The sequence below is a fragment of the Rhodopseudomonas sp. BR0M22 genome (assembly GCF_010907035.1).
In the GTDB taxonomy this organism is placed as follows: domain Bacteria; phylum Pseudomonadota; class Alphaproteobacteria; order Rhizobiales; family Xanthobacteraceae; genus Rhodopseudomonas.
On sequence record NZ_QUMK01000017.1, the window covers coordinates 38,292 to 57,564 of the forward strand.

The 19,273-nt window shown below is 65.0% G+C and carries 14 protein-coding genes; 8 read left to right on the plus strand and 6 right to left on the minus strand.

The window, feature by feature from the left end; all coding sequences use genetic code 11:
• Positions 1–46: 46 nt before the first annotated feature.
• The 8 genes from DY468_RS07630 to DY468_RS07665 all read left to right on the plus strand — a co-directional run bounded on the left by DY468_RS07630 (position 47) and on the right by DY468_RS07665 (position 11,789).
• The gene (locus DY468_RS07630) at positions 47–1,696 is read left to right on the plus strand and encodes an OFA family MFS transporter (protein ID WP_164603897.1); all 1,650 of its coding nucleotides are present in this window, start codon (positions 47–49) and stop codon (positions 1,694–1,696) included.
• A gap of 264 nt (positions 1,697–1,960) precedes the next feature.
• Positions 1,961–3,214 (plus strand): PQQ-dependent sugar dehydrogenase, encoded by a 1,254-nt coding sequence (locus tag DY468_RS07635; RefSeq protein WP_164603899.1) that lies wholly within the window; start codon positions 1,961–1,963, stop codon positions 3,212–3,214.
• Between the two features lie 230 nt (positions 3,215–3,444).
• Positions 3,445–4,029, plus strand: a complete 585-nt coding sequence (locus tag DY468_RS07640; RefSeq protein ID WP_164603901.1) for a c-type cytochrome — start codon at positions 3,445–3,447, stop codon at positions 4,027–4,029.
• Positions 4,030–4,398: 369 nt separating this feature from the next.
• A complete protein-coding gene (katE, locus tag DY468_RS07645; protein WP_164603903.1) occupies positions 4,399–6,501 on the plus strand; it encodes a catalase in 2,103 nt (700 codons plus the stop codon).
• Positions 6,502–6,660: 159 nt separating this feature from the next.
• Positions 6,661–7,755, plus strand: a complete 1,095-nt coding sequence (locus DY468_RS07650; RefSeq protein WP_164603905.1) for an acyl-CoA dehydrogenase family protein — start codon at positions 6,661–6,663, stop codon at positions 7,753–7,755.
• Positions 7,752–8,699, plus strand: a complete 948-nt coding sequence (locus DY468_RS07655) for an AAA family ATPase (protein WP_164603907.1) — start codon at positions 7,752–7,754, stop codon at positions 8,697–8,699. The genes DY468_RS07650 and DY468_RS07655 overlap by 4 nt, the downstream gene beginning before the upstream one ends.
• Positions 8,699–10,090 (plus strand): vWA domain-containing protein, encoded by a 1,392-nt coding sequence (locus tag DY468_RS07660; RefSeq protein WP_164603909.1) that lies wholly within the window; start codon positions 8,699–8,701, stop codon positions 10,088–10,090. Before DY468_RS07655 ends, DY468_RS07660 begins: the two co-directional genes overlap by 1 nt.
• Positions 10,091–10,262: 172 nt before the next feature.
• Positions 10,263–11,789, plus strand: coding sequence for an acyl-CoA synthetase (locus DY468_RS07665; protein WP_164603911.1), 1,527 nt, complete (start codon positions 10,263–10,265; stop codon positions 11,787–11,789).
• A gap of 9 nt (positions 11,790–11,798) precedes the next feature.
• On the opposite strand, the gene DY468_RS07670 is transcribed toward DY468_RS07665, so the two are convergent.
• The 6 genes from DY468_RS07670 to DY468_RS07695 all read right to left on the minus strand — a co-directional run bounded on the left by DY468_RS07670 (position 11,799) and on the right by DY468_RS07695 (position 19,211).
• Positions 11,799–12,611, minus strand: coding sequence for a carbohydrate ABC transporter permease (locus DY468_RS07670; protein ID WP_349644256.1), 813 nt, complete (start codon positions 12,609–12,611; stop codon positions 11,799–11,801).
• 7 nt (positions 12,612–12,618) lie between these two features.
• Positions 12,619–13,518, minus strand: coding sequence for a carbohydrate ABC transporter permease (locus tag DY468_RS07675; protein WP_164603913.1), 900 nt, complete (start codon positions 13,516–13,518; stop codon positions 12,619–12,621).
• 104 nt (positions 13,519–13,622) lie between these two features.
• On the minus strand, positions 13,623–14,909 hold the full coding sequence (locus DY468_RS07680) for an ABC transporter substrate-binding protein (protein ID WP_164603915.1): 1,287 nt from the start codon (positions 14,907–14,909) through the stop codon (positions 13,623–13,625).
• Positions 14,906–16,030, minus strand: coding sequence for an ABC transporter ATP-binding protein (locus tag DY468_RS07685; RefSeq protein ID WP_164603917.1), 1,125 nt, complete (start codon positions 16,028–16,030; stop codon positions 14,906–14,908). Before DY468_RS07685 ends, DY468_RS07680 begins: the two co-directional genes overlap by 4 nt.
• Positions 16,031–16,426: 396 nt before the next feature.
• Positions 16,427–16,708 carry a high potential iron sulfur protein gene (locus DY468_RS07690; RefSeq protein WP_164603919.1) on the minus strand — a complete coding sequence of 94 codons (282 nt, stop codon included), beginning with the start codon at positions 16,706–16,708 and terminating at the stop codon, positions 16,427–16,429.
• 70 nt (positions 16,709–16,778) lie between these two features.
• Positions 16,779–19,211: an MtrB/PioB family decaheme-associated outer membrane protein gene (locus DY468_RS07695; RefSeq protein ID WP_164603922.1), complete on the minus strand. Its 2,433-nt coding sequence runs from the start codon at positions 19,209–19,211 to the stop codon at positions 16,779–16,781.
• Between the last annotated feature and the right edge of the window lie 62 nt (positions 19,212–19,273).

Consider the following 19,273-nt stretch of genomic DNA (forward strand, 5'->3'; position numbering starts at 1 on the left):
ACGGCCAGTCCGAAAACGGACGGTCGCAACAGGGGAAGGAAACGACATGTCCACATTGGAAGGGGCCGGACGGCTGTCCGGTGCACGACCGGGTATTTTCGATCGCGAACGGATTATCGCCACCGCCGGCTTCAATCGCTGGCTGGTGCCGCCGGCGGCACTTTGTATTCACCTCTGCATCGGCATGGCCTACGGCTTCAGCGTGTTCTGGCTGCCGCTGTCGCGCGCGGTCGGACTGTCGGCGCCGAAAGTCTGCACCGACATGACGATCGTGCAGGAGCTGTTCACCACTACCTGCGACTGGCGCGTCGCCTCGATGGGGTGGATGTATACGCTGTTCTTCGTGCTGCTCGGTGCCTCGGCCGCGGTGTGGGGCGGCTGGCTGGAGCGTGTCGGCCCGCGCAAGGCCGGCTTCGTCGCCGCGCTGTGCTGGGCCGGCGGACTCGTGCTCGGCGCGATCGGCATCTATCTGCATCAGCTCTGGCTGCTGTGGCTCGGCTCCGGCGTGATCGGCGGCATCGGCCTCGGTCTCGGCTACATCTCGCCAGTGTCGACGTTGGTGAAGTGGTTCCCGGATCGGCGCGGCATGGCGACCGGCATGGCGATCATGGGCTTCGGCGGCGGCGCGATGATCGGCGCTCCGCTCGCCAACATGCTGATGAACTACTTCCGCACCCCGACCGATGTCGGCGTGTGGCAGACCTTCCTGGTGATGGGCCTGATCTACTTCGTGTTCATGACGATCGGCGCGTTCTCCTACCGGCTGGCGCCGCCGAACTGGCGGCCGGACGGCTGGACCCCGCCGGAGAAGAACAACGCCTACATCACCGCCCATCAGGTTCACCTCAAGGACGCGCACAAGACCAGGCAGTTCTGGCTGATCTGGGCGGTGCTGTGTCTCAACGTCTCGGCCGGCATCGGCGTCATCGGCATGGCGTCGCCGATGTTGCAGGAGATCTTCGCAGGCAAGCTGATCGGCCTGCCCGACCTCAGCTTCAACCAGCTGTCGGCCGAGCAGAAGACCATGATCGCCGGCATCGCGGCCGGTTTCGCCGGTCTGCTGTCGCTGTTCAATATCGCCGGGCGGTTCTTCTGGGCGTCGCTGTCCGATCATATCGGTCGCAAGAACACCTATTACGTGTTCTTCCTGCTCGGCATCGTGCTCTACGCGCTGGTGCCGACGCTCGCCGCGATGGGCAGCAAGGCGCTGTTCGTGCTCGCATTCGGCATTATTCTGTCGATGTACGGCGGCGGCTTCGCCACCGTGCCGGCGTATCTGGCCGACATCTTCGGCACCCAGTTCGTCGGCGCCATCCATGGCCGGCTGCTGACCGCGTGGGCGACCGCCGGCATCATCGGGCCGGTGGTGGTCAACTACATCCGCGAGGCGCAGATCGCCGCCGGCGTACCGCGCGCGCAGGTGTACGACTTCACCATGTACATCCTCGCCGGCATGCTGGTGCTCGGCCTGATCTGCAACGCGATGGTCAAGCCGCTCGCCGACAAGTGGTTCATGAAGCCCGAGGAAGTTGCCGCGCTGCAGGCCAAGGGTGCAGCCGCCAATGTCGGCGGCGGCTCCTACGGCATCGGCAAGGGCGGCCTCGATGCCCGCGCGGCGGCGTTCTGGCTGTTCGTCGGCGTTCCGCTCGCTTGGGGCGTGTGGATCACGCTGCAGAACGCGATGAAGATCTTCTGATCTGGAGCAGACTTGCGGAACGGCGGTCTGCCGCCGTTCCGCTCTTCATGTGATAAAGTCGTTTCCGCGACGCCATTTCATTGCACTGCACCGATTGCGCCGCAGCGAATGTTCATCGCGATTCGCTCGCAATCGTTCTTCTCTCCCGAAACGGATGTGATAGCGTCTCCCCACCGGCGTCCTCCGCTGGTGACGATCCGACGCGAACCGTTCCAACTAATAAGAATCAGAGCGGCCGGATCGGCCGCCGAGGGAGTGAACGCGATGACATCGGTCTTCACACGATCCGTTGTTGCCTGCGCGATTGCATTGTCGGCCGCCGCGATCTCGCAGGCCGGCGCGCAGGGCCTCAAGAAGTACGAATCCGGCAGCAAGGAATTCTGGACCAACCCGCCGCCCGACTGGTTCCTCGGCGACGAGACCGAAGCGCAAAAGGGGCTCGCGCCGCCCGCCGGTCCGCCGACCGGTTCGTCCGACGCCGAACTGGCCGCGACCATCAAGAAGATCAAGTTGCCGCCGGGCTTCAAGATCGAGGTCTATGCTTCGGGCGTGCTCGCCGCCCGGCAGATGGCTTGGGGCGACAACGGCACGCTGTTCGTCGGCTCGTTCGGCCTCGGCAACGTCTACGCGATCACCGATAAGGACGGCAAGAAACAGGTCAAGACCATCCTGAAGGGCCTGAAGATGCCGACCGGCTTGGCGTTCCAGAACGGCGCGCTGTACGTGATCGATATCGACAAGCTGATCCGCTACGACAACGCCGAAGCCAATCTCGACAATCTCGGCCAGGGCAAGGTCGTGTACGACGACATGCCGTCCTACGTGGCGCACGGCTGGAAGTATCTGGCCGCCGACAAGGACGGTTGGTTCTACGTGCCGTTCGGCCCGCCCTTCAACATCGGCATTCCGCCGACCTCGGTGTCGCAGATCCGCCGGGTCGATCCCAAGACCGGCAATGCGGAGATCGTCGCGCTCGGCGTGCGCAATTCGGTCGGCGGCGACGTCGATCCGCGCACCGGAAAATACTGGTTCACCGAGAATGCGCGCGACTGGATCAGCGACGACATGCCGAGCGACAAGCTCAACATGATCAGCAAGATGGGCGAGCATTTCGGCTATCCGTATTGCCATCAAGGCGACATGCCGGATCCGAAATTCGCCATGGGGCATCAGTGCTCGGAGTTCACTCCGCCGGTACTGAATCTCGGTGCCCACGTCGCTCCGCTCGGCATGAAATTCTACACCGGCGATCAGTTTCCGGCCGAATACAAGAACAACATCTTCATCGCCGAACACGGCTCGTGGAATCGGCACAAATACCAGGGCGCGCTAATCAAACGGGTGATCGCCGATCCGGACGGCAAGAACGCCAAGCAGGAAGACTTCGCCACCGGATGGATCGAAGGCGACCAGGGCTATCTCGGCCGTCCCGCCGACATCGTGCTGGCCAAGGACGGCTCGATGCTGGTGGCCGACGACTGGGCCGGTGCGATCTATCGCATCAGCTACAGCAAGTGAGCCCGAGCTGAGTCCACACACCTCGTTCGTCAATCCGGGGCGTCGCGCGGCGGCGTACCCGGAGTCCATACTCCCCTTGCCGTTTGTTAGGCACGACCACCGCCTTCGTGATTCACCGCGAGCACAGTGATCGTGGATTCCCGGCCTTCGCCGCGGCCAGCTGCGCCGACCGCGACGAATCCCGGAATGACGAACGCCAATCATAACTCTGAGCCAACAGAGGCCCCTGCATGTCTCGCCTGCTCGCTGCGCTGTCGTTCTGTTTCGGTTTGCTTGCTTCCCCGCTTTTCGCCGGCGATATCGAGGCCGGCAAGGCCAAGGCCGGAGTGTGTACCATCTGCCACGGCGAAAACGGCATCTCCAAGATGGAGTACACGCCGTCGCTGGCCGGGCAGCCCGATCTCTATATCCAATGGCAGCTGGTGTTCTTCCGCGCCGGCACCCGCGAGAACGCCAACATGCGCTCGGTGGTGGAGGACCTCAGCAACGAGGACATCCGCAATCTCGGTGCGTATTTCGCATCATTGCCGCCGATGAAGAATCTGAAGCCGGACGAAAAGCCCGAGCTGTCGCGCAAGGGGGCGGAGGCTGCGGCGGGGCGACGCTGTGCGTCCTGCCACACCGACAATTTCGCCGGCACCAAGGCGACCGCTCGGCTCGCCGGTCAGCGCGAAGAATATCTGATCAAGGCGCTGAACGAATTCAAATCCGGTCAGCGTTCCGGCGGCGCCATGGCGGCGATGGCCGACGTCGCCTATCAGCTCAGCGAAGAAGAGATCTACGCGCTGGCGCATTACCTTGCGCATTTGAATTAGGGCGGCATTGGGAAGCTCGCAAGCGGCGCCGTCTCACCGTCGTCGGGAGGCCGAGTACGCGCCAAAATGGTCATTCCGGGGAGCGCGTGAAGCGCGCGAACCCGGAATCTCGATTTAGCGGATCGCCCCACGATAACCTCTGGATTCCGGGTTCGCTCACTGGCGTGAGCGCCCCGGAATGACGGTGCGGGTTCTTCGCCTTGGTGCCCCATCCTCGTCTCATCCCAGGAACCAATCCGCCTTCTCGCCGTAGTCACGGCGGCGGACGACTCTCGCGCACCAGTTGGATCGATACGGCCGCGACGGTTTCGATCGCCGCGAGAGCCAGACTCGCCGCCGAACGACTCATTCTTCCGTGTGCGAGGACCCATGGCTAACAAGCATCCCGAATTGAAGTCCGCCAAGCTTGCAGACGCGTCGATCAAACGGCGTGCGGGAGGCGAGACCCATCAGGTCGCGGAGGGCGAGATCGCGGCGCTGACGACGCGGCAGGGCGTGCCTGTCAGTGACGACCAGAACAGCCTCAAGCTCGGCCAGCGCGGCCCGACGCTGATGGAGGACTTTCACTTCCGGGAGAAGATCTTCCACTTCGACCACGAGCGGATTCCCGAGCGCGTTGTCCATGCGCGTGGCTTCGGCGCTCACGGGTTCTTCGAGACCACCGAGTCGCTCGCCGACGTCACATCTGCCGACATCTTCCAGCGTGCCGGAGAGAAGACCCCGGTGTTCGTGCGGTTCTCCACCGTTGCCGGCAACAAGGGCTCGGCTGATCTGGCGCGCGACGTCCGTGGCTTCGCGGTGAAGTTCTACACCAAGGAAGGCAATTGGGATCTGGTCGGCAACAACATCCCGGTGTTCTTCATCCAGGATGCGATCAAGTTCCCCGACCTGATCCACGCCGCCAAGCAGGAACCGGATCGCGGCTTTCCGCAGGCTCAGACCGCGCACGACAATTTCTGGGACTTCATTTCGCTGATGCCGGAATCGATCAACATGGCGCTGTGGATCATGTCCGATCGCACCATCCCGCGCTCGTTCCGGTTCATGGAGGGTTTCGGTGTCCACACCTTCCGGCTGATCAACGCGGCCGGCAAATCGACCTACGTCAAGTTTCATTGGAAGCCGAAGCTCGGCATGCAATCGGTGGTGTGGAACGAGGCGGTGAAGCTGAACGGTGCCGATCCCGATTTTCATCGCCGCGACCTGTGGGATGCGATTCAGTCCGGCGACTACCCGGAGTGGGAGCTTGGGCTGCAACTGTTCGACGACGCGTTTGCCGATAAATTCGAGTTCGACATTCTCGACCCCACCAAGATCATTCCGGAAGAGCGCGTGCCGATCCGCCGCGTCGGCCGGCTGGTGCTGGATCGCACCGTCGACAATTTCTTCAAGGAGACCGAGCAGGTCGCGTTTCAGACCGGCAACATCGTGCCCGGCATCGACTTCACCAACGACCCGCTGCTGCAGGGGCGCAACTTCTCTTATCTCGACACCCAACTGAAGCGGCTCGGCAGTCCGAACTTCAACGATCTGCCGATCAACTCGCCGAAATGCCCGTTCCACACCTTTCAGCAGGACGGGCACATGACGCTGACCAATCCCAAGGGCCGTGCCAACTACGAACCGAATTCATGGGGTGCCGACGGCGGCCCGCGTGAGACCGCGAAGGGCTTCCGCACCTTTCCGGCCGAAGAGAGCGGCGAGAAGCGACGCGCCCGCGGCGAGCTGTTCGCCGATCACTACAGCCAGGCGCGGCAGTTCTACATCAGCCAGACCGAGACCGAGCAGACGCATATCAAGGACGCATTCACCTTCGAACTCAGCAAGGTCGAGACGCCGGCGATCCGAACCCGCGTACTGTCGCATCTCGTCAATGTGGACAAGCAGCTCGCCAAGATGGTCGCCGACGGCCTCGGCATGAAGCTGCCGGCCGCCGCGACGCCGGCCCGCGAGGTGATCACCGATCTGCCGCCGTCGCCGGCGCTGAGCATCGTCAAGAACCCGCCGGGCAGCTTCAAGGGCCGCAAGCTCGGCATCCTGGTCAGCGACGGCGCCGACGCAGCGCTACTCGCGGCGCTCGAGAAGGCCGCCAAGCAGCATGGCGCCGTGGTCGAGCTGGTCGCCCCGAAAGTCGGCGGCTTCACCACCTCGGACGGCAAGCAGCGTCCCGCCAAGCAGAAGGTCAATGGCGGCCCTTCGGTGCTGTACGACGCGGTGGCGATCCTGGTCTCGGCAGAGGGCGCCGCGCAGCTGCAGCAGGAAGCGACCGCGCGCGATTTCGTCGCCGATGCGTTCGCGCACGCCAAGTTCATCGCCACCAGCGAGGATGCGATGCCGCTGCTCGAGAAGGCCGGTGTCGAGCCCGACGGCGGCGTGATGACTCTGGCCGGGCCCAAGGACGCCGGGGGCTTCCTGGAGCTGTGTACGCAGTTGAGGTTCTGGGAACGCGAACCGGAGGTTCATGCGGTGTAAGTGAGCCCGGTGCGTTGATCGATCCAGCGCCGGGGAGGTGAGCCTGGCTGTGACGACGGGAAGCCGGCGGCGGAGTGAGCAACTCCGCCGCCGCATTCCATTTGCCGGAATACAACAAATACTCGCCGTCGCGACGCGGTTGTTCTACACAACCAGACCATGACAGAGCTTCGAACACCGGCTGCGTCCCGGACGATTGCTGCGGTCGCCGAACGCATCGCGCGTTGGCGGGCGCTGACCGCTGATCGATCCGGCGATCCGTTCGCGCCGATGGCGCAGGCCGGGCTGTTAGAGATCGGCCTTCCCGGTGACGACGTGGCGCTCGACAGCTACGGGGCTATCGCGCAGGCCGAGCAGGCGATCGCCGCAGCGACCGGCGAACTTGGTCTCGCCACGGCGTTCGCCGGCCGGCAACTGATCGCGCGGTTCTTCATCGGTGGCTTCGCGGATGCTGCGCAGCGCGGCGAGCTGTTGCCGCGGATCGCTGCGGGTCGTGGCTGGGCCGCGGTGGCGATCTCCGAGCCCGGCGCCGGTGCGCACCCGAAACATCTGCAAACGACTGCCGAGCTGCAGGGTGACGCCTACGTCATCAACGGCCGCAAGGCGTGGATCACCAACGGGCCGGTCGCCGATCTGTTTCTGGTGCTGGCGATCACCGATATCGATCAGGGGCGCAAGCGCTATGGCTTGTTCCAAGTGCCACGCGACACCGCGGGGCTGACGCTGACCCCGATGCCGTCGCTTGACGTGCTGAAGCCGGCGTCGCATTGCGAACTGAGCTTTGTGAACTGCACCGTGCCGGCCTCGGCGCGGATCGGCACGCTGCCCGACGCTTATCCGGCGATGGCGCTGCCGTTCCGAGACATTGAGGACACGGTCGCGACCGCCACCACTGTCGGCTTTCTCGACTGGCTGCTGCACACCGTCGCGGCGCGGGTCGAGCGCAGCGAGGATCACGCGCTCACGCTCGGTCGCCTCGCCGGGCTGTTGTCGCTGGCGCAGGCGGCAAGCGCAGCCGCGGTGCGGGCGCTCGACAGCGGCGAGCCGCCGAATGGCGCGCGCGTGATCGGCGTTCGCAGCCTGGCGCGCAATCTCGTCGATGAGGTGCGTGCGCTGCTGCCCCCGGACCGCATCGACGACCAACTCACCCGATCGCTGGCGGCGTTCGACGTGCTGGCCAGTGTCGCGCGCGAGCCGCGCAAGCAGCGGCAGATCGCCCTCGGCCAATCTCTCTGGAGCAATCAAAAGCAATGACTGCGAATCTGCCGATGCAATCCATCGAAGCCGTGACTGCTGGGCTGGCGTCGGTCGGCTACATCGCCAGCCGCCAGATCGCTACCGCCGTGTATCTGGCCGAAAAGATCGAGAAGCCGATCCTGGTCGAAGGGCCTGCCGGTGTCGGCAAGACCGAACTGGCCAAAGCGCTGGCGAGCTGGCGCGGCCTGCAGATGATCCGGATGCAGTGCTACGAGGGGCTGGACGAAGCCAAGGCGCTGTACGAGTGGAAATACGCCAAGCAACTGCTCTACACCCAGATCCTCAAGGACAAGCTCGGCGAGGTGCTCGGCGGCGCGCAGACCCTGTCGGATGCGCTCGGCCGGCTGCACGACTTCGGCGACGTGTTCTTCTCCAAGGAATTCGTCGAGCCGCGACCGCTCTTGAAGGCGCTGGAGCAGCCGGAGGGCTGCGTGCTGCTGGTCGACGAAATCGACAAGTCGGACGCCGAGTTCGAGTCGCTGCTGCTGGAAATCCTGTCGGACTACCAGGTGACGATTCCCGAGCTCGGCACCATCAGCGCCACGGTGAAGCCGCTGGTGCTGCTGACCTCGAACGGCGAACGCGATCTGTCGGACGCGCTGAAGCGGCGCTGCCTGCATCTGCACATCGGCTTCCCCGAACAGCGGCTGGAAGAGCGCATCGTCGAAAGCCGCGTGCCCGGCGCCGGCGAAACGCTGCGCCGCCAGATGGTCGGCTTCATCAACCAGATTCGCGCGCTCGATCTGAAGAAGCTGCCGTCGGTCAGCGAAACGATCGACTGGGCGCGGGTGCTGGTGCTGCTGCAGGCGAGCGAGCTCGACCACCAGACCGTGAAGGACACCCTCAACGTGCTGTTGAAGTACGAAGCCGACATTGAAACCGCGCTGCCGCAGGTCTCCGGCTTCGTCGCCAAGGCCGGGCGCGAGGGCGTGTTCGGCTGATGCGCGAGGAGCTGCACCGCTTTTTCCGGGCGGCGCGCGGCGCCGGCGTGCGGGTGTCGCCGGCCGAGAGTATCGACGCGATGCGGGCGGTGTCCGAGGTCGGCTTCGCCGATCGCGGCCTGCTGCGTGACACGCTGCTGGTGACCCTGGCCAAAACGCAGGACGAAAAGCAGGCGCTGGCGCAGTGCTTCGACCTGTTCTTCAGCCGGCCCGAGCCGAAGACCAACACGGATGCGGCCGACGACGCCGATCAGCAGGCAGACAACGCGACATCACCCTCGCAGCCGAGCGGCAACAGCGCGCCGGGGCAGGGCGGCGGCGAGGGCTCGGCGCCGCCGGAACTCGGCGAGCTGGCGCAGATGCTGCTCGCGCAGGACCGCAGCGCGGTTGCGGCCGCGCTTGCCGGTGCGGCCAACGAAGCGTCGCTGGCCAACATCCGGTTCTTCACCCAGCGCGGCCTGTTTCAGAGCCGGATGATGGAAGCGCTCGGCGCCGGCCGGTTGCGCGACGATCTCGATCGGCTCAAGGCCGACGATCCGGCGCAAGCCGAACGGCTCGCTGCCGCGCTCGACGGCCTGCGCGACAGCGTGCGCGAAATGGTGGCGCAGGCGCTGCTGCTGTACGGCCGCGAGGAAGCCGAGAATCTGCGCCAAGAGGTGCTGCGCAACGCGCCGATGATGCGGCTGGAGCGGCGCCAGGTCGAGCAGATGAAGGAGCTGATCCGCGCCATCGCGCGGCGGCTGCGCGAGCGCTACAGCAAGCCGCGCAAGCGGCAGCGCCGCGGCCATCTCGATGTCCGCCGCACGATCCGGCGCAACGCCGCCTGGGGCAACATCCCGTTCCTCACCGCCTGGAAGCGGCGGCATCGCGACAAGCCGCAGATCGTGGCGCTGTGCGACGTGTCCGGCTCGGTGGCGCAGGTGTCGGACTTCTTCCTGCTGCTGATCCACAGCCTGCACGAAGTGGTCGACGACGTCCGCTCGTTCGCGTTCTCCGGCCACCTGATCGAGGTCAGCGATATCCTCGACAAGCAGGAGCCGGAAGCGGCGATGCGCGAGATCATGTCGAAGGTCGGGTTCGGCTCGTCCGATTACGGTTCGTCGCTGGCGGATTTCGAAAAGCGCTGGCTGCGCGCGGTGACGCCGAAGACCACGGTGATCGTGCTCGGCGACGCCCGTAGCAACAATCTCGATCCGCGCACCGATATCCTTCGCACCATCTCGGAGCGTGCCAAGCGCGTGGTCTGGCTCAATCCCGAAGGTCGGATGGGCTGGGGCTGGGGCGATTCGGAAATGTTCCGCTACGCGCCGTTCTGCAACGTGGTCCGGCAGTGCGCCACCGCCAAGCAGCTCGAACGCGCGGTCTCGGATATCGTCGCGGCCTATCAGTAGCCGCTGGACGGCGCCGGCCTGTCTTGCGCCGACAGGCTGCATGGCCGGCTCAATTTCGCGATAGTTAGTTGCGCCGCACAAGATGCGGCGATTGACTTCGCGCTGGTCCACGATTTCACTTCCCTCGTCGAGACGGCCAACAAGAGCCGCCGGCTTCCCGAGGGAGAAACCCATGAGCTTCGCTTACTTCGACTGGATCGCCCATCACGCCGAGGTCCGCCCCGAGCAAATCGCGGTGATCGATCTCGCCAGCAGCCGCAAGATCAGCTACCGCACGATGGACGAGCGGATCGACCGGCTGGCGACGCATCTGTCGACCCTCGGCGTCGGCCGCGGCGACCGCGTCGCGGTGTTGGCGCTCAATGCGGCCGAGACGCTGGAGGTGCAGTTCGCATGCTTCCGCCTCGGCGCGATCTTCGTGCCGCTCAACGTCCGCCTCACGGTGCACGAACTGTCCTACATCGTCGGCGATGCCGCCCCGCGGGTGCTGGCGCATGACGACGAACTAGCGCCGATGGCGACCGAGTTGAAGGCGGCCTGCAGCGTGCCGCATCTCTTGGCGTTCGGCCCGGCCTATGAGGCCGCGCTGGCGGCGTCGCCGCGGCTCGGCGCCGCCGAGCCGGTGACGCTCGATGACGTCTCGACCATCATGTACACCTCCGGCACCACCGGAAAGCCGAAGGGCGCCATGATCACCCATGGCATGACCTTCATCAACGCGGTCAATCTCGGCATCCCGATCTTCGTGTCGCAGCGAACCGTATTTCTCTGCGTGCTGCCGCTGTTCCACACCGGCGGGCTGAACTGCTATACCAATCCGGTTCTGCATGCCGGCGGCACCACGCTGTTGATGCGAACCTTCGATCCCGGCGCGGCGCTGTCGATCATCGGAGATCCGGCGGTCGGTTTGACGCATTTCTTCGGCGTGCCGTCGATCTATCAGTTCATGTGTCAGCATCCGGCGTTCGCCACCACCGATCTGTCGCGGCTGCAGATCGCCGGTGTCGGCGGGGCGCCGATGCCGGTGCCGCTTCTGAAGATCTGGCAGGAGCGCGGGTGTGCGTTGGTGCAAGGCTACGGCATGACCGAGACCAGCCCGGCGGTGCTGATGCTCGACGCCGATGATGCAGCCCGCAAGGCCGGCTCTGCCGGCAAGCCGGTGCTGCATGGCGACCTCAAGATCGTCGGTCCCGACGGCGAGCCGGTGAAGCCCGGCGAGATGGGCGAACTCTGGGTGAAGGGGCCGAACATCACGCCCGGCTACTGGAATCGTCCGGACGCCAATCGCACCTCGTTCACCGACGGCTGGCTGCACACCGGCGACGCGGCGCGGGTCGACGACGAGGGCTTCTACTACATCGTCGACCGCACCAAGGACATGTACATCTCGGGCGGCGAGAACGTCTATCCGGCCGAGGTCGAGGACGTGCTGTATCAATTGCCGGAGATCGCCGAGGCCGCGGTGATCGGTGCGCCCGATCCGCAATGGGGCGAGACCGGAGTGGCCGTCGTGGCGCTGAAGCCCGGCTTCGAACTGAGCGAGGCCAAGCTGCTGGCACATTGCCGCGAGCGCCTGGCGCGGTTCAAATGTCCGCAGCGCGTCACGTTTGTTGATGCGTTGCCGCGCAACGCCACCGGCAAGGTGCACAAGCCGACGCTGCGCGAACGCATCCTGGTGCGCGAGACGGCCGATGCCTGACCCAGATCCTCAGCGGATGCCGGCGCGCAGGAAACTCTGAATGAAGGCGCGTTGGAACAGCAGGAAAGCGAGCATCAGCGGCGCCGAGGTCATCAGCGCGGCGGCGCAGATCACCGACCAGTCGATGCCTTGATCGACCGAGGCGAAGACCTGCAGGCCGACGGTCAGCGGACGGGTCTCGGTCGAATTGGTGACGATCAGCGGCCACAGGAAGTTGTTCCAATGGTAACTGATCGACACCAGGCCGTAGGCGACGTAGACCGGCCGTGCCAGCGGCAGATAGACCCGCCAGATCGTCTGCAGCGTGCTGGCGCCTTCCAGCCGGGCCGCGTCGTCGAGCTCCTTCGGGATCGACTTGAAGGTCTGGCGCAGCAGGAAGATGCCGAAAGCGGACGCCACATAGGGTAGCCCGACGCCGGTCAGCGTATCGATCAGGCCGAGCTTCTGCAGCGTGCGGTAGTTCTCCATGATCAGCACGTCGGGCGTGACCATCAGTTGCACGAGAATCAGCGCGAACAGGATTTCGCCGCCGAACAGCTTGCCGCGCGCCAGCGCGAACGCCGCCAATGTGCAGATCACAAACTGTCCGATCATGATGCCGATCACGAGCATCACGGTATTGAGGAAATATCGGGCGAACGGCGCCGCTTCCCAGGCCCGGATGAAGTTCCCGGTCGTGACAGGCGCGCTGATATCGAAATGCGTCGCGAAGGCCGAGGGATGAAACGCCGCCCACAGCGCGTAGAGCAGCGGCAGCGCCCATACCAGGCCGAACACCCAGGCGCCGAGGGTGGAGAGCAGTCGGAACAGGCGATCGGACACGGCGACCTCAGCGATAATGAACGTTGCGGCCGAGCAGTGCGAATTGCAGCATCGACACCAGGCCGAGCAGCGCCAGCAGCAGTGCCGACAGCGCCGCCGCGTAACCGGTGTCCCAGAAGCTGAACCCGACCTGATAGATGTAGAACAGCAGCAGCGTCGTGGCGTTGTTCGGGCCGCCTCCGGTCATCGCGATCACCTGATCGACCACCCGGAACGCGTTGATCAGCGCATTGACGGCGACGAACAGGGTGGTCGGCATCACCAGCGGCCAGGTGATGCGGCGGAAGATCGTCCAGCGCCCGGCGTTCTCCATCCGGGCGGCTTCGTACAGCGTCGGTGACACCTGTTGCAGCGCCGCCAGATAGAAGATCATGAAGAAGCCAGCCTCCTTCCACACCGTCACCGCCATCAACGCCGGCAGCGCGGTGGACGGATCGCCGAGCCAATTGACGCTGCCGCCGCCGAACGCGCGGGTGATCTGGTTGAGCAGGCCGTAGTCCGGCGTATAGAAGAAGATCCAGATGTTGGCTGCGGCGACCATCGGCAGGATGGTCGGGGTGAAGAACGCCAGCCGCAGCGCTGAGCGGCCTTTGATGCGGCCGGCGACCCACAGCGCCATGGCCAGCGCCAGCCCGATCGACAGCGGCACCGTGATCAGGGCGTAGAGCAGATTGTTCTTCAGCGCCGTCCACGCGATCGGGTCGGTCCACATCGTCTGATATTGCGCCCATCCGACGAACGCCGCCGGCCGCTTGCCGTGCGGCGTGGCGTAGAAGCTGTCGAAGATGGTGGCGATGCCGGGAATATGCGTGAACGCCGCCAGCAGCACGATCGCCGGCAGCGCCAGAAGCCAACCCTGGATGTGGACGTTGATGGTGCGTGCTTGGCGGGGCGGGTGTGGCGACATGTCTCGATCAGTCGATCGTCATGCCCGCGACAGGCGCGGGCATGACGGGTGCGGGTGTTGCTGCGGCGGCCGAAGACAAGGCTCCGGCAGCCGCGGGTGATCGATTAGTGCTGATAGGCCGACAAGATCCGGGTCGCCTCGGCTTGCGCCTGATCCATCGCGTCCTTGGCCGGCTTGGCGCCGGTCAGGACGGCCTGCAATCCGTCGTTGAGCGCCTTGGTGACGCGCTGATTGTCGTGGGTCGACAGCTCCGCGACCGCGTCCTTGAGCTGGTCGCGGGCCACCGCTGCGGCCGGGAAATCGGCGACGTACTTCTTCATCGCCTCGGTCTCCCAGGCGTCGGGCCGGGTGGCGACATAGCCGGTGGCGATGCCCCAATCTGCCGCGCGTTCCGGAGTCGACAGGAAGCGCGCGAATTCCAGCGCCGCCGCCGTCTTGGCCTTGTCGCCGGTCTTGAAGATGTAGATGTTGCCGCCGCCGGTCGGCGAACCGCCACGGACCTTCTTCGGCAGCGCCGCCACGCCGAATGCGAATTTGGCGTTCTTGCGCACGTTGGTGAGGTTTCCGGTGGTGGTCCACATCATCGCGGTCTTGCCTTCGAAGAAGTCCTTCGGCGTGGTCCCCCAATCGATGATGCCCTTCGGCATCACGTCGTATTTGCGGCTGAGATCGGCGAAGAACTGCGCCGATTCGACGACCTTCGGATCGTTGTAGGCAACCTTGGTGCCTTCGGGATTGGCGAGGATGGCGCCGTTCTGCGTCGTCAGTGCCTGGAACAGCCAGTAAGGAAAGCCCGAGGATGGAATTTCGAGCCCCCACTGCGTCACCGTGCCGGAGTCGTCGCGCTTGGTCAGGGTCTTGCCCATCGCGACCATCTCGTCCCAGCTCCCAGGCGCCTTGTCTGGATCCAGCCCGGCTGCCTTGAAGGCATCCTTGTTCCAGTACTGCACGATGGTCGAGCGTTGGAACGGGATTCCCCAGGTGTGGCCGCCGGTCTGGCTGTTTTCCATGAAGGCCGGATAGAACGCCTTCAGCCACTCGTGGTCGGCTTCGGATTTGGCCAGCGTGTCGATCGGCTCGATCAGGTCGTTGTCGATCAGCGTGAACATGTCGGTCGACAGCAGGATTGCGATGTCGGGGGCGTTGCCGGCCTTGGCGGCGGTGATCGCCTTGACCACCGAGTCCTGATAGCTGCCGGTGTAGACCGGCTTCACCGTGATGTCGGGGTGCGCCTTGGTGAATTCGGCTGCGTATCCGTCGATGATCTTGGTAATCGGTCCACCCACCGCAACCGGGTAGTAGAACGTGACCTCTGTCGCGGACGCGGCCGAGACGCCGAATGCCGAGATCGCGAGCGACGCTGCGATGGTGAGCCGGGCGATGGTGTTCATGCGCAATTACTCTCCTGATTGGTGGCGGTCCGGAGCTGAAGCGGCCGCGAAACGGTGCCGGTCTGAATCGAAAGGCGGCGCCCGCTCTCGGCGTCGAAGACGTGGCCGGCGGCTGCGTCCCAGCCGAGCCCGACACGGGCGCCGACTGGTGGCGCACCGTCGCCGCGGGTGCGGGCCTGCAATGAACGTCGGCCGATCGCGCAGGTCACCACCGCCTCGGCCCCGAGGTATTCGACCGAGGTGACAGTGGCGTGAAACCGGTTGGGGCCGTTGATGCCGTGGACGCTGACATCCTCGGGGCGCAGGCCGAGCACACGTCCACGGCCCGGACCTTCGAACACCGCGTGGCCGTCGGCCTCGGCCACCACGGCGCCATGCGGGCCGTCGTCGAGATCCAGCAGGTTCATCGGTGTGGCGCCGATGAAGCCGGCGGTGAAAAGCGAAGCCGGTTGCTCGTAGAGCTGCGCGGGGGAGCCGTGCTGCTCGATCTGTCCGGACCGCATCAGAATCACCCGGTCGGCCATGCTCATCGCTTCCGACTGGTCGTGGGTGACGTAAATCATGGTGATGCCGAGCCGCTGCTGCAGCGCGCGGATCTCGCGGCGTAGTTCGAGCCGGAGCTGGGCATCGAGGTTGGACAGCGGCTCGTCCAACAGGCAGACCGGAGCTTCGGCGATCAGCGCGCGGCCGAGCGCGACGCGTTGCTGCTGTCCGCCGGACAGTTGCGACGGTTTACGCTTCAGCAGCGGCTCGAGGCCGAGCAGCGACACGATACGCTCGAGCCGTTGGGCGATGTCGCGCTTCGGCACGCCGCGCACCGACAGGCCGAAGGTGATGTTGTCGGCGACCGTCAGATGTGGAAACAGCGCGTAGGATTGAAACACCATTCCGACGCCGCGGGCCGCGCCCGTCAGCCCGCGCACGTCCCGGCCTTCGATCGCGACGACGCCAGCGTCGGGGTCTTCCAGGCCGGCAATCATCCGGAGCAACGTGGACTTGCCGCAGCCGGACGGGCCGAGCAGCACCAGAAGATGGCCGCGCTCGACCGAGAACGAGACGTCATCGACCGCCCGCATCGTGCCGAACGACTTGCTGACCGACCGAACGTCGACGCTGTGCATGATTGCGAACCGGTGCTGGAGGCGTGTCCGGTTCTGCCTAAGAATGTTTTGCAAAACTTGTGTGACACGGCCGCAAGTGGTGCCGGGCCGCTTCGGCATTGGGCTCGTTCACCGGTTGCAACTTCCGACAACGGCGCGGGGGCGGGCCGATGTGGTCACCGCCCTTGCGCAAACGCATCCTTGTGCGCCAGATCGCCCGCACCAGATCGCCTCGCGCCGATCGCACCGATGGCGTCGCTTCCGCAGCGGGAGCGGTGCTTAGCCTGCTACGGTGCGCCGGTTCCCCGGCACACCGCCAGATCGTGATCTATCGCATCGGCGCGGCTGTGCCGCGCTAGCCTCTTGTTCGTCGGGACCTGCTCTGGCGAGCCGGTTCTCAGTTTGCCGGAAAGCGCGCTAGCCCTTGCCGGCGTACAGACGGCACCAGCCGTTTTCGCTGATCGGGCTTTCGACCGTGACGCATCCGCTCGGGGGGCGAAACTGCCGGCAGGTGCCGCAGCGCTTGGCGCCGTTCGGCGATTCCTGATAGCCGGCATCCTTGTGCGTGGCTTTCTTGGTGACCTGAGCGGCCGTAGTGGCGACACCGGCGCCGAGCAGCGCGGCGACTCCAGCGGCGCTGGCGCCGGCTTTCAGCAGGTTCCGCCGCGACAGCGGCTGGTCGGTGGGCTTGTGCGTCATCGTTGGTCGTCCTCCCGTTGTTGATTTCGAGTTGCCGTGACCGGCGGCCTCGCAGCGGGCCGCCGGATGTTCACCACTTCGCGTTCAGCGAGATCTGGAGATACTGCGCTTCGTAGTTCGGATTGGTCGCGCCCATGTCGATCATCCGCGCCAGCGTGGTGTCGACCAGATACAGATACGGCGACATCAGATCCTGCTGCCAATTGTCGACGCTGTTGCGCTCCCAGATGTAGCGCGCCTTGACGTAGACCTCGCCGGTCCAGCCGAGTTTCGCCACGATCGATGGATCGATAGTGTGCTTGAGCGAGGCATCGACGCGCTGATAGTTGGTCGAGACCGTCGGGAACGGCCGGTAGACCGTGCCACCGGCATTCGCCAGCATCGCGTAGCCGTTGTAGGGGGCGTAGTCCCAGTCCTCGTGCGAGAACGAGATCGCGTAGCCGAGCTTGAAGTCGAGCACGCCGGGAATCAGCTCCAACGTGCTCGAGATCAGGATGGTCTGCACCTTTTCGAGCGTGTTGCTGCCGAACGCATTGATCGGGACGGCGTTGGGCAGACCTGTGGCCGAATTGGTCAGCGTGCCGCTGCCGACCTGGAAGCGGTCATAGGTCTCGTACAGGTAAGACGCCTGGATCGCGGAGCCGGGAGAGAAGGTGTAGGTGACGTCGATGCCGGCATTCCAGGTGTTGCTCTTCTTCAGACCGAAGAACAGCGGATCGTCCGGATAGTCCTCGAACCGCAGGCCGGCGGTCGGCGACACCACGAAGTCGCGGAACACGCTGCCGCTCGGGCCGGAGATGTCGAGGAAGGCGTTGGCCTTGGTCTGGTTGCGGTTGGCCATGTCGAACTTGCGCATCAGCAAGTTGGTGCCGTTGTTGGCGGTCGCGCTGTAGTAGGTTTCGCGCGCCATCGCCAGACCATCGTAATTGTCGTAGCGGCGCTCGGAATATTGGCCGCTGGTGCGCAGCGTCGCGATGTCGTGCACCCTGAAGTCGGCGGTGACCTTGCCAATGAATTCGTTGGTGACGTTGGCGTCTCGGCGGGTGCGATCCCACTGCTCCCAGCCGAAGCTGCTGCCGAGCGTCACCCATTTGGCCGGCCGCCATTGGACCTCGCCGCTCGCGTTCTGCTTGGTATAGGACATCGACAGCGACCGGCGCGGGATGCCGGCGGCGATGCCGGTGGCGGACGAATCCTCCACCACGTAGTTCGGCATCAGCAGTTCGGGCGTCTGGTTGTCGTTGTCGTAGTAGCGATAGCGCGTAGTGGTGCGGAATTCGGGCGTCCACTGGGTGGTCGCGATGGTGTTGTAGAGCGCGGTGTTGACCTCGCCGTTGAGGCTCGAGGCCGGCAGCGCGAAAGTGGTGATGCTGGGATTGGCGGTGAACGGAATGAACGGATCGTTTTGCCGCATCGTGGTGTATTGCAGCGTGCTGTTCCAGCGCGTCTTGAAGGGCAGGTCGATGCCGCTGGTGACTGACGTGTTGTAGGCCTGATTGCTCGGCATCAGGCTGATCCGCGCGGCCGGCGAGAACACCCGCGGGTTGGCCGGTTCGTAGAACGGATTCTGCACCGTGAAGGCGTTGTAGCTGTTGTCGTAAAGCGAGAATCCGCCGCCGAGCTGGACGTTGTAGCGTCCGCCCCACGGCGTCGCCCCGAAATACTGGCCGCTCAGCTTGCCGATCTGGGTGGTGTCGTCGATCGGGCGCGGCGCCTGCATCTGCTGCAGCCCGGTGCCGGCGAGGCCGCCGATCGGGAAGCCCGCGATCTGGGTGCCCTCGCGCTTCTCGTGCGAGTAGACGGCCTTGACGTCCCAGTTCGGGTCCGGAGTCCAGCGATAGGCGGCCGAGCCCTTGCGACGGTCGATGCCGACGTCGATGATGTTGGTCTTGCCCGCCAGCGCGTTGGTGACGGCGGCGCGCTGCGCTGGGCTTGTGGTGGTCGCCGGGGCGACCACCGACAATCCGCTCCCCGGAATGGTGACGGGCGTGGTCAGGTTGGTGGTGCCGACGCCGTTCCAGATGCTGAGCGCGCTGGTGGTGTAGAGATGCGGGATCTCGTCCCAGCTCAGCGTCAGATAGTGTTCGCCGGCCTTGGAGAAATCGAAGACGTAACGCTGATTGTTGTTGCCGATATTGTCGGCGCGCAGCTCGTTCCAATAGGTGCCGTCCTTGGTCTGCAGCGTCACCCGCAGATATTCGGCGTACAGTCCCGGTGCGACCCGGCCGTATTCTTCGAATTTCGAGCGGTTGTTGCGGTCTCCGCCGCCGAACGGATTGGTCGGGGAGACCCAGGGCGTCGCCGACTTCGGTGGGCGCTGGGTGAACGATCGCCATCCGGCTTCGAATTCGCCCGAATACGACCAGCCGCCGTGCGCTGCGTCGAAGTCCTCGGCCGAGCGCGCCGGCTCCTCCTTCGCCGCCGTCTCGGCGGTCGCGCTCATCGGCATTGCGGTCATCACCGAGATCGCAGCGGACGTCAGCAGAAATTGCCTCAACGTCATATCAAAAGCCCCCTTCGCGACGAGTCGTTTCCATCACCTTCCGCGGCTTGTTGGTGTGGCGA

Coding starts and splice junctions, on each gene's coding strand:
- DY468_RS07630 (WP_164603897.1), top strand. CDS start 47: ATGTCCACATTGGAAGGGGCCGGACGGCTGTCCGGTGCACGACCGGGT.
- DY468_RS07635 (WP_164603899.1), top strand. CDS start 1,961: ATGACATCGGTCTTCACACGATCCGTTGTTGCCTGCGCGATTGCATTG.
- DY468_RS07640 (WP_164603901.1), top strand. CDS start 3,445: ATGTCTCGCCTGCTCGCTGCGCTGTCGTTCTGTTTCGGTTTGCTTGCT.
- katE (WP_164603903.1), top strand. CDS start 4,399: ATGGCTAACAAGCATCCCGAATTGAAGTCCGCCAAGCTTGCAGACGCG.
- DY468_RS07650 (WP_164603905.1), top strand. CDS start 6,661: ATGACAGAGCTTCGAACACCGGCTGCGTCCCGGACGATTGCTGCGGTC.
- DY468_RS07655 (WP_164603907.1), top strand. CDS start 7,752: ATGACTGCGAATCTGCCGATGCAATCCATCGAAGCCGTGACTGCTGGG.
- DY468_RS07660 (WP_164603909.1), top strand. CDS start 8,699: ATGCGCGAGGAGCTGCACCGCTTTTTCCGGGCGGCGCGCGGCGCCGGC.
- DY468_RS07665 (WP_164603911.1), top strand. CDS start 10,263: ATGAGCTTCGCTTACTTCGACTGGATCGCCCATCACGCCGAGGTCCGC.
- DY468_RS07675 (WP_164603913.1), bottom strand. CDS start 13,518: ATGTCGCCACACCCGCCCCGCCAAGCACGCACCATCAACGTCCACATC.
- DY468_RS07680 (WP_164603915.1), bottom strand. CDS start 14,909: ATGAACACCATCGCCCGGCTCACCATCGCAGCGTCGCTCGCGATCTCG.
- DY468_RS07685 (WP_164603917.1), bottom strand. CDS start 16,030: ATGCACAGCGTCGACGTTCGGTCGGTCAGCAAGTCGTTCGGCACGATG.
- DY468_RS07690 (WP_164603919.1), bottom strand. CDS start 16,708: ATGACGCACAAGCCCACCGACCAGCCGCTGTCGCGGCGGAACCTGCTG.
- DY468_RS07695 (WP_164603922.1), bottom strand. CDS start 19,211: ATGACGTTGAGGCAATTTCTGCTGACGTCCGCTGCGATCTCGGTGATG.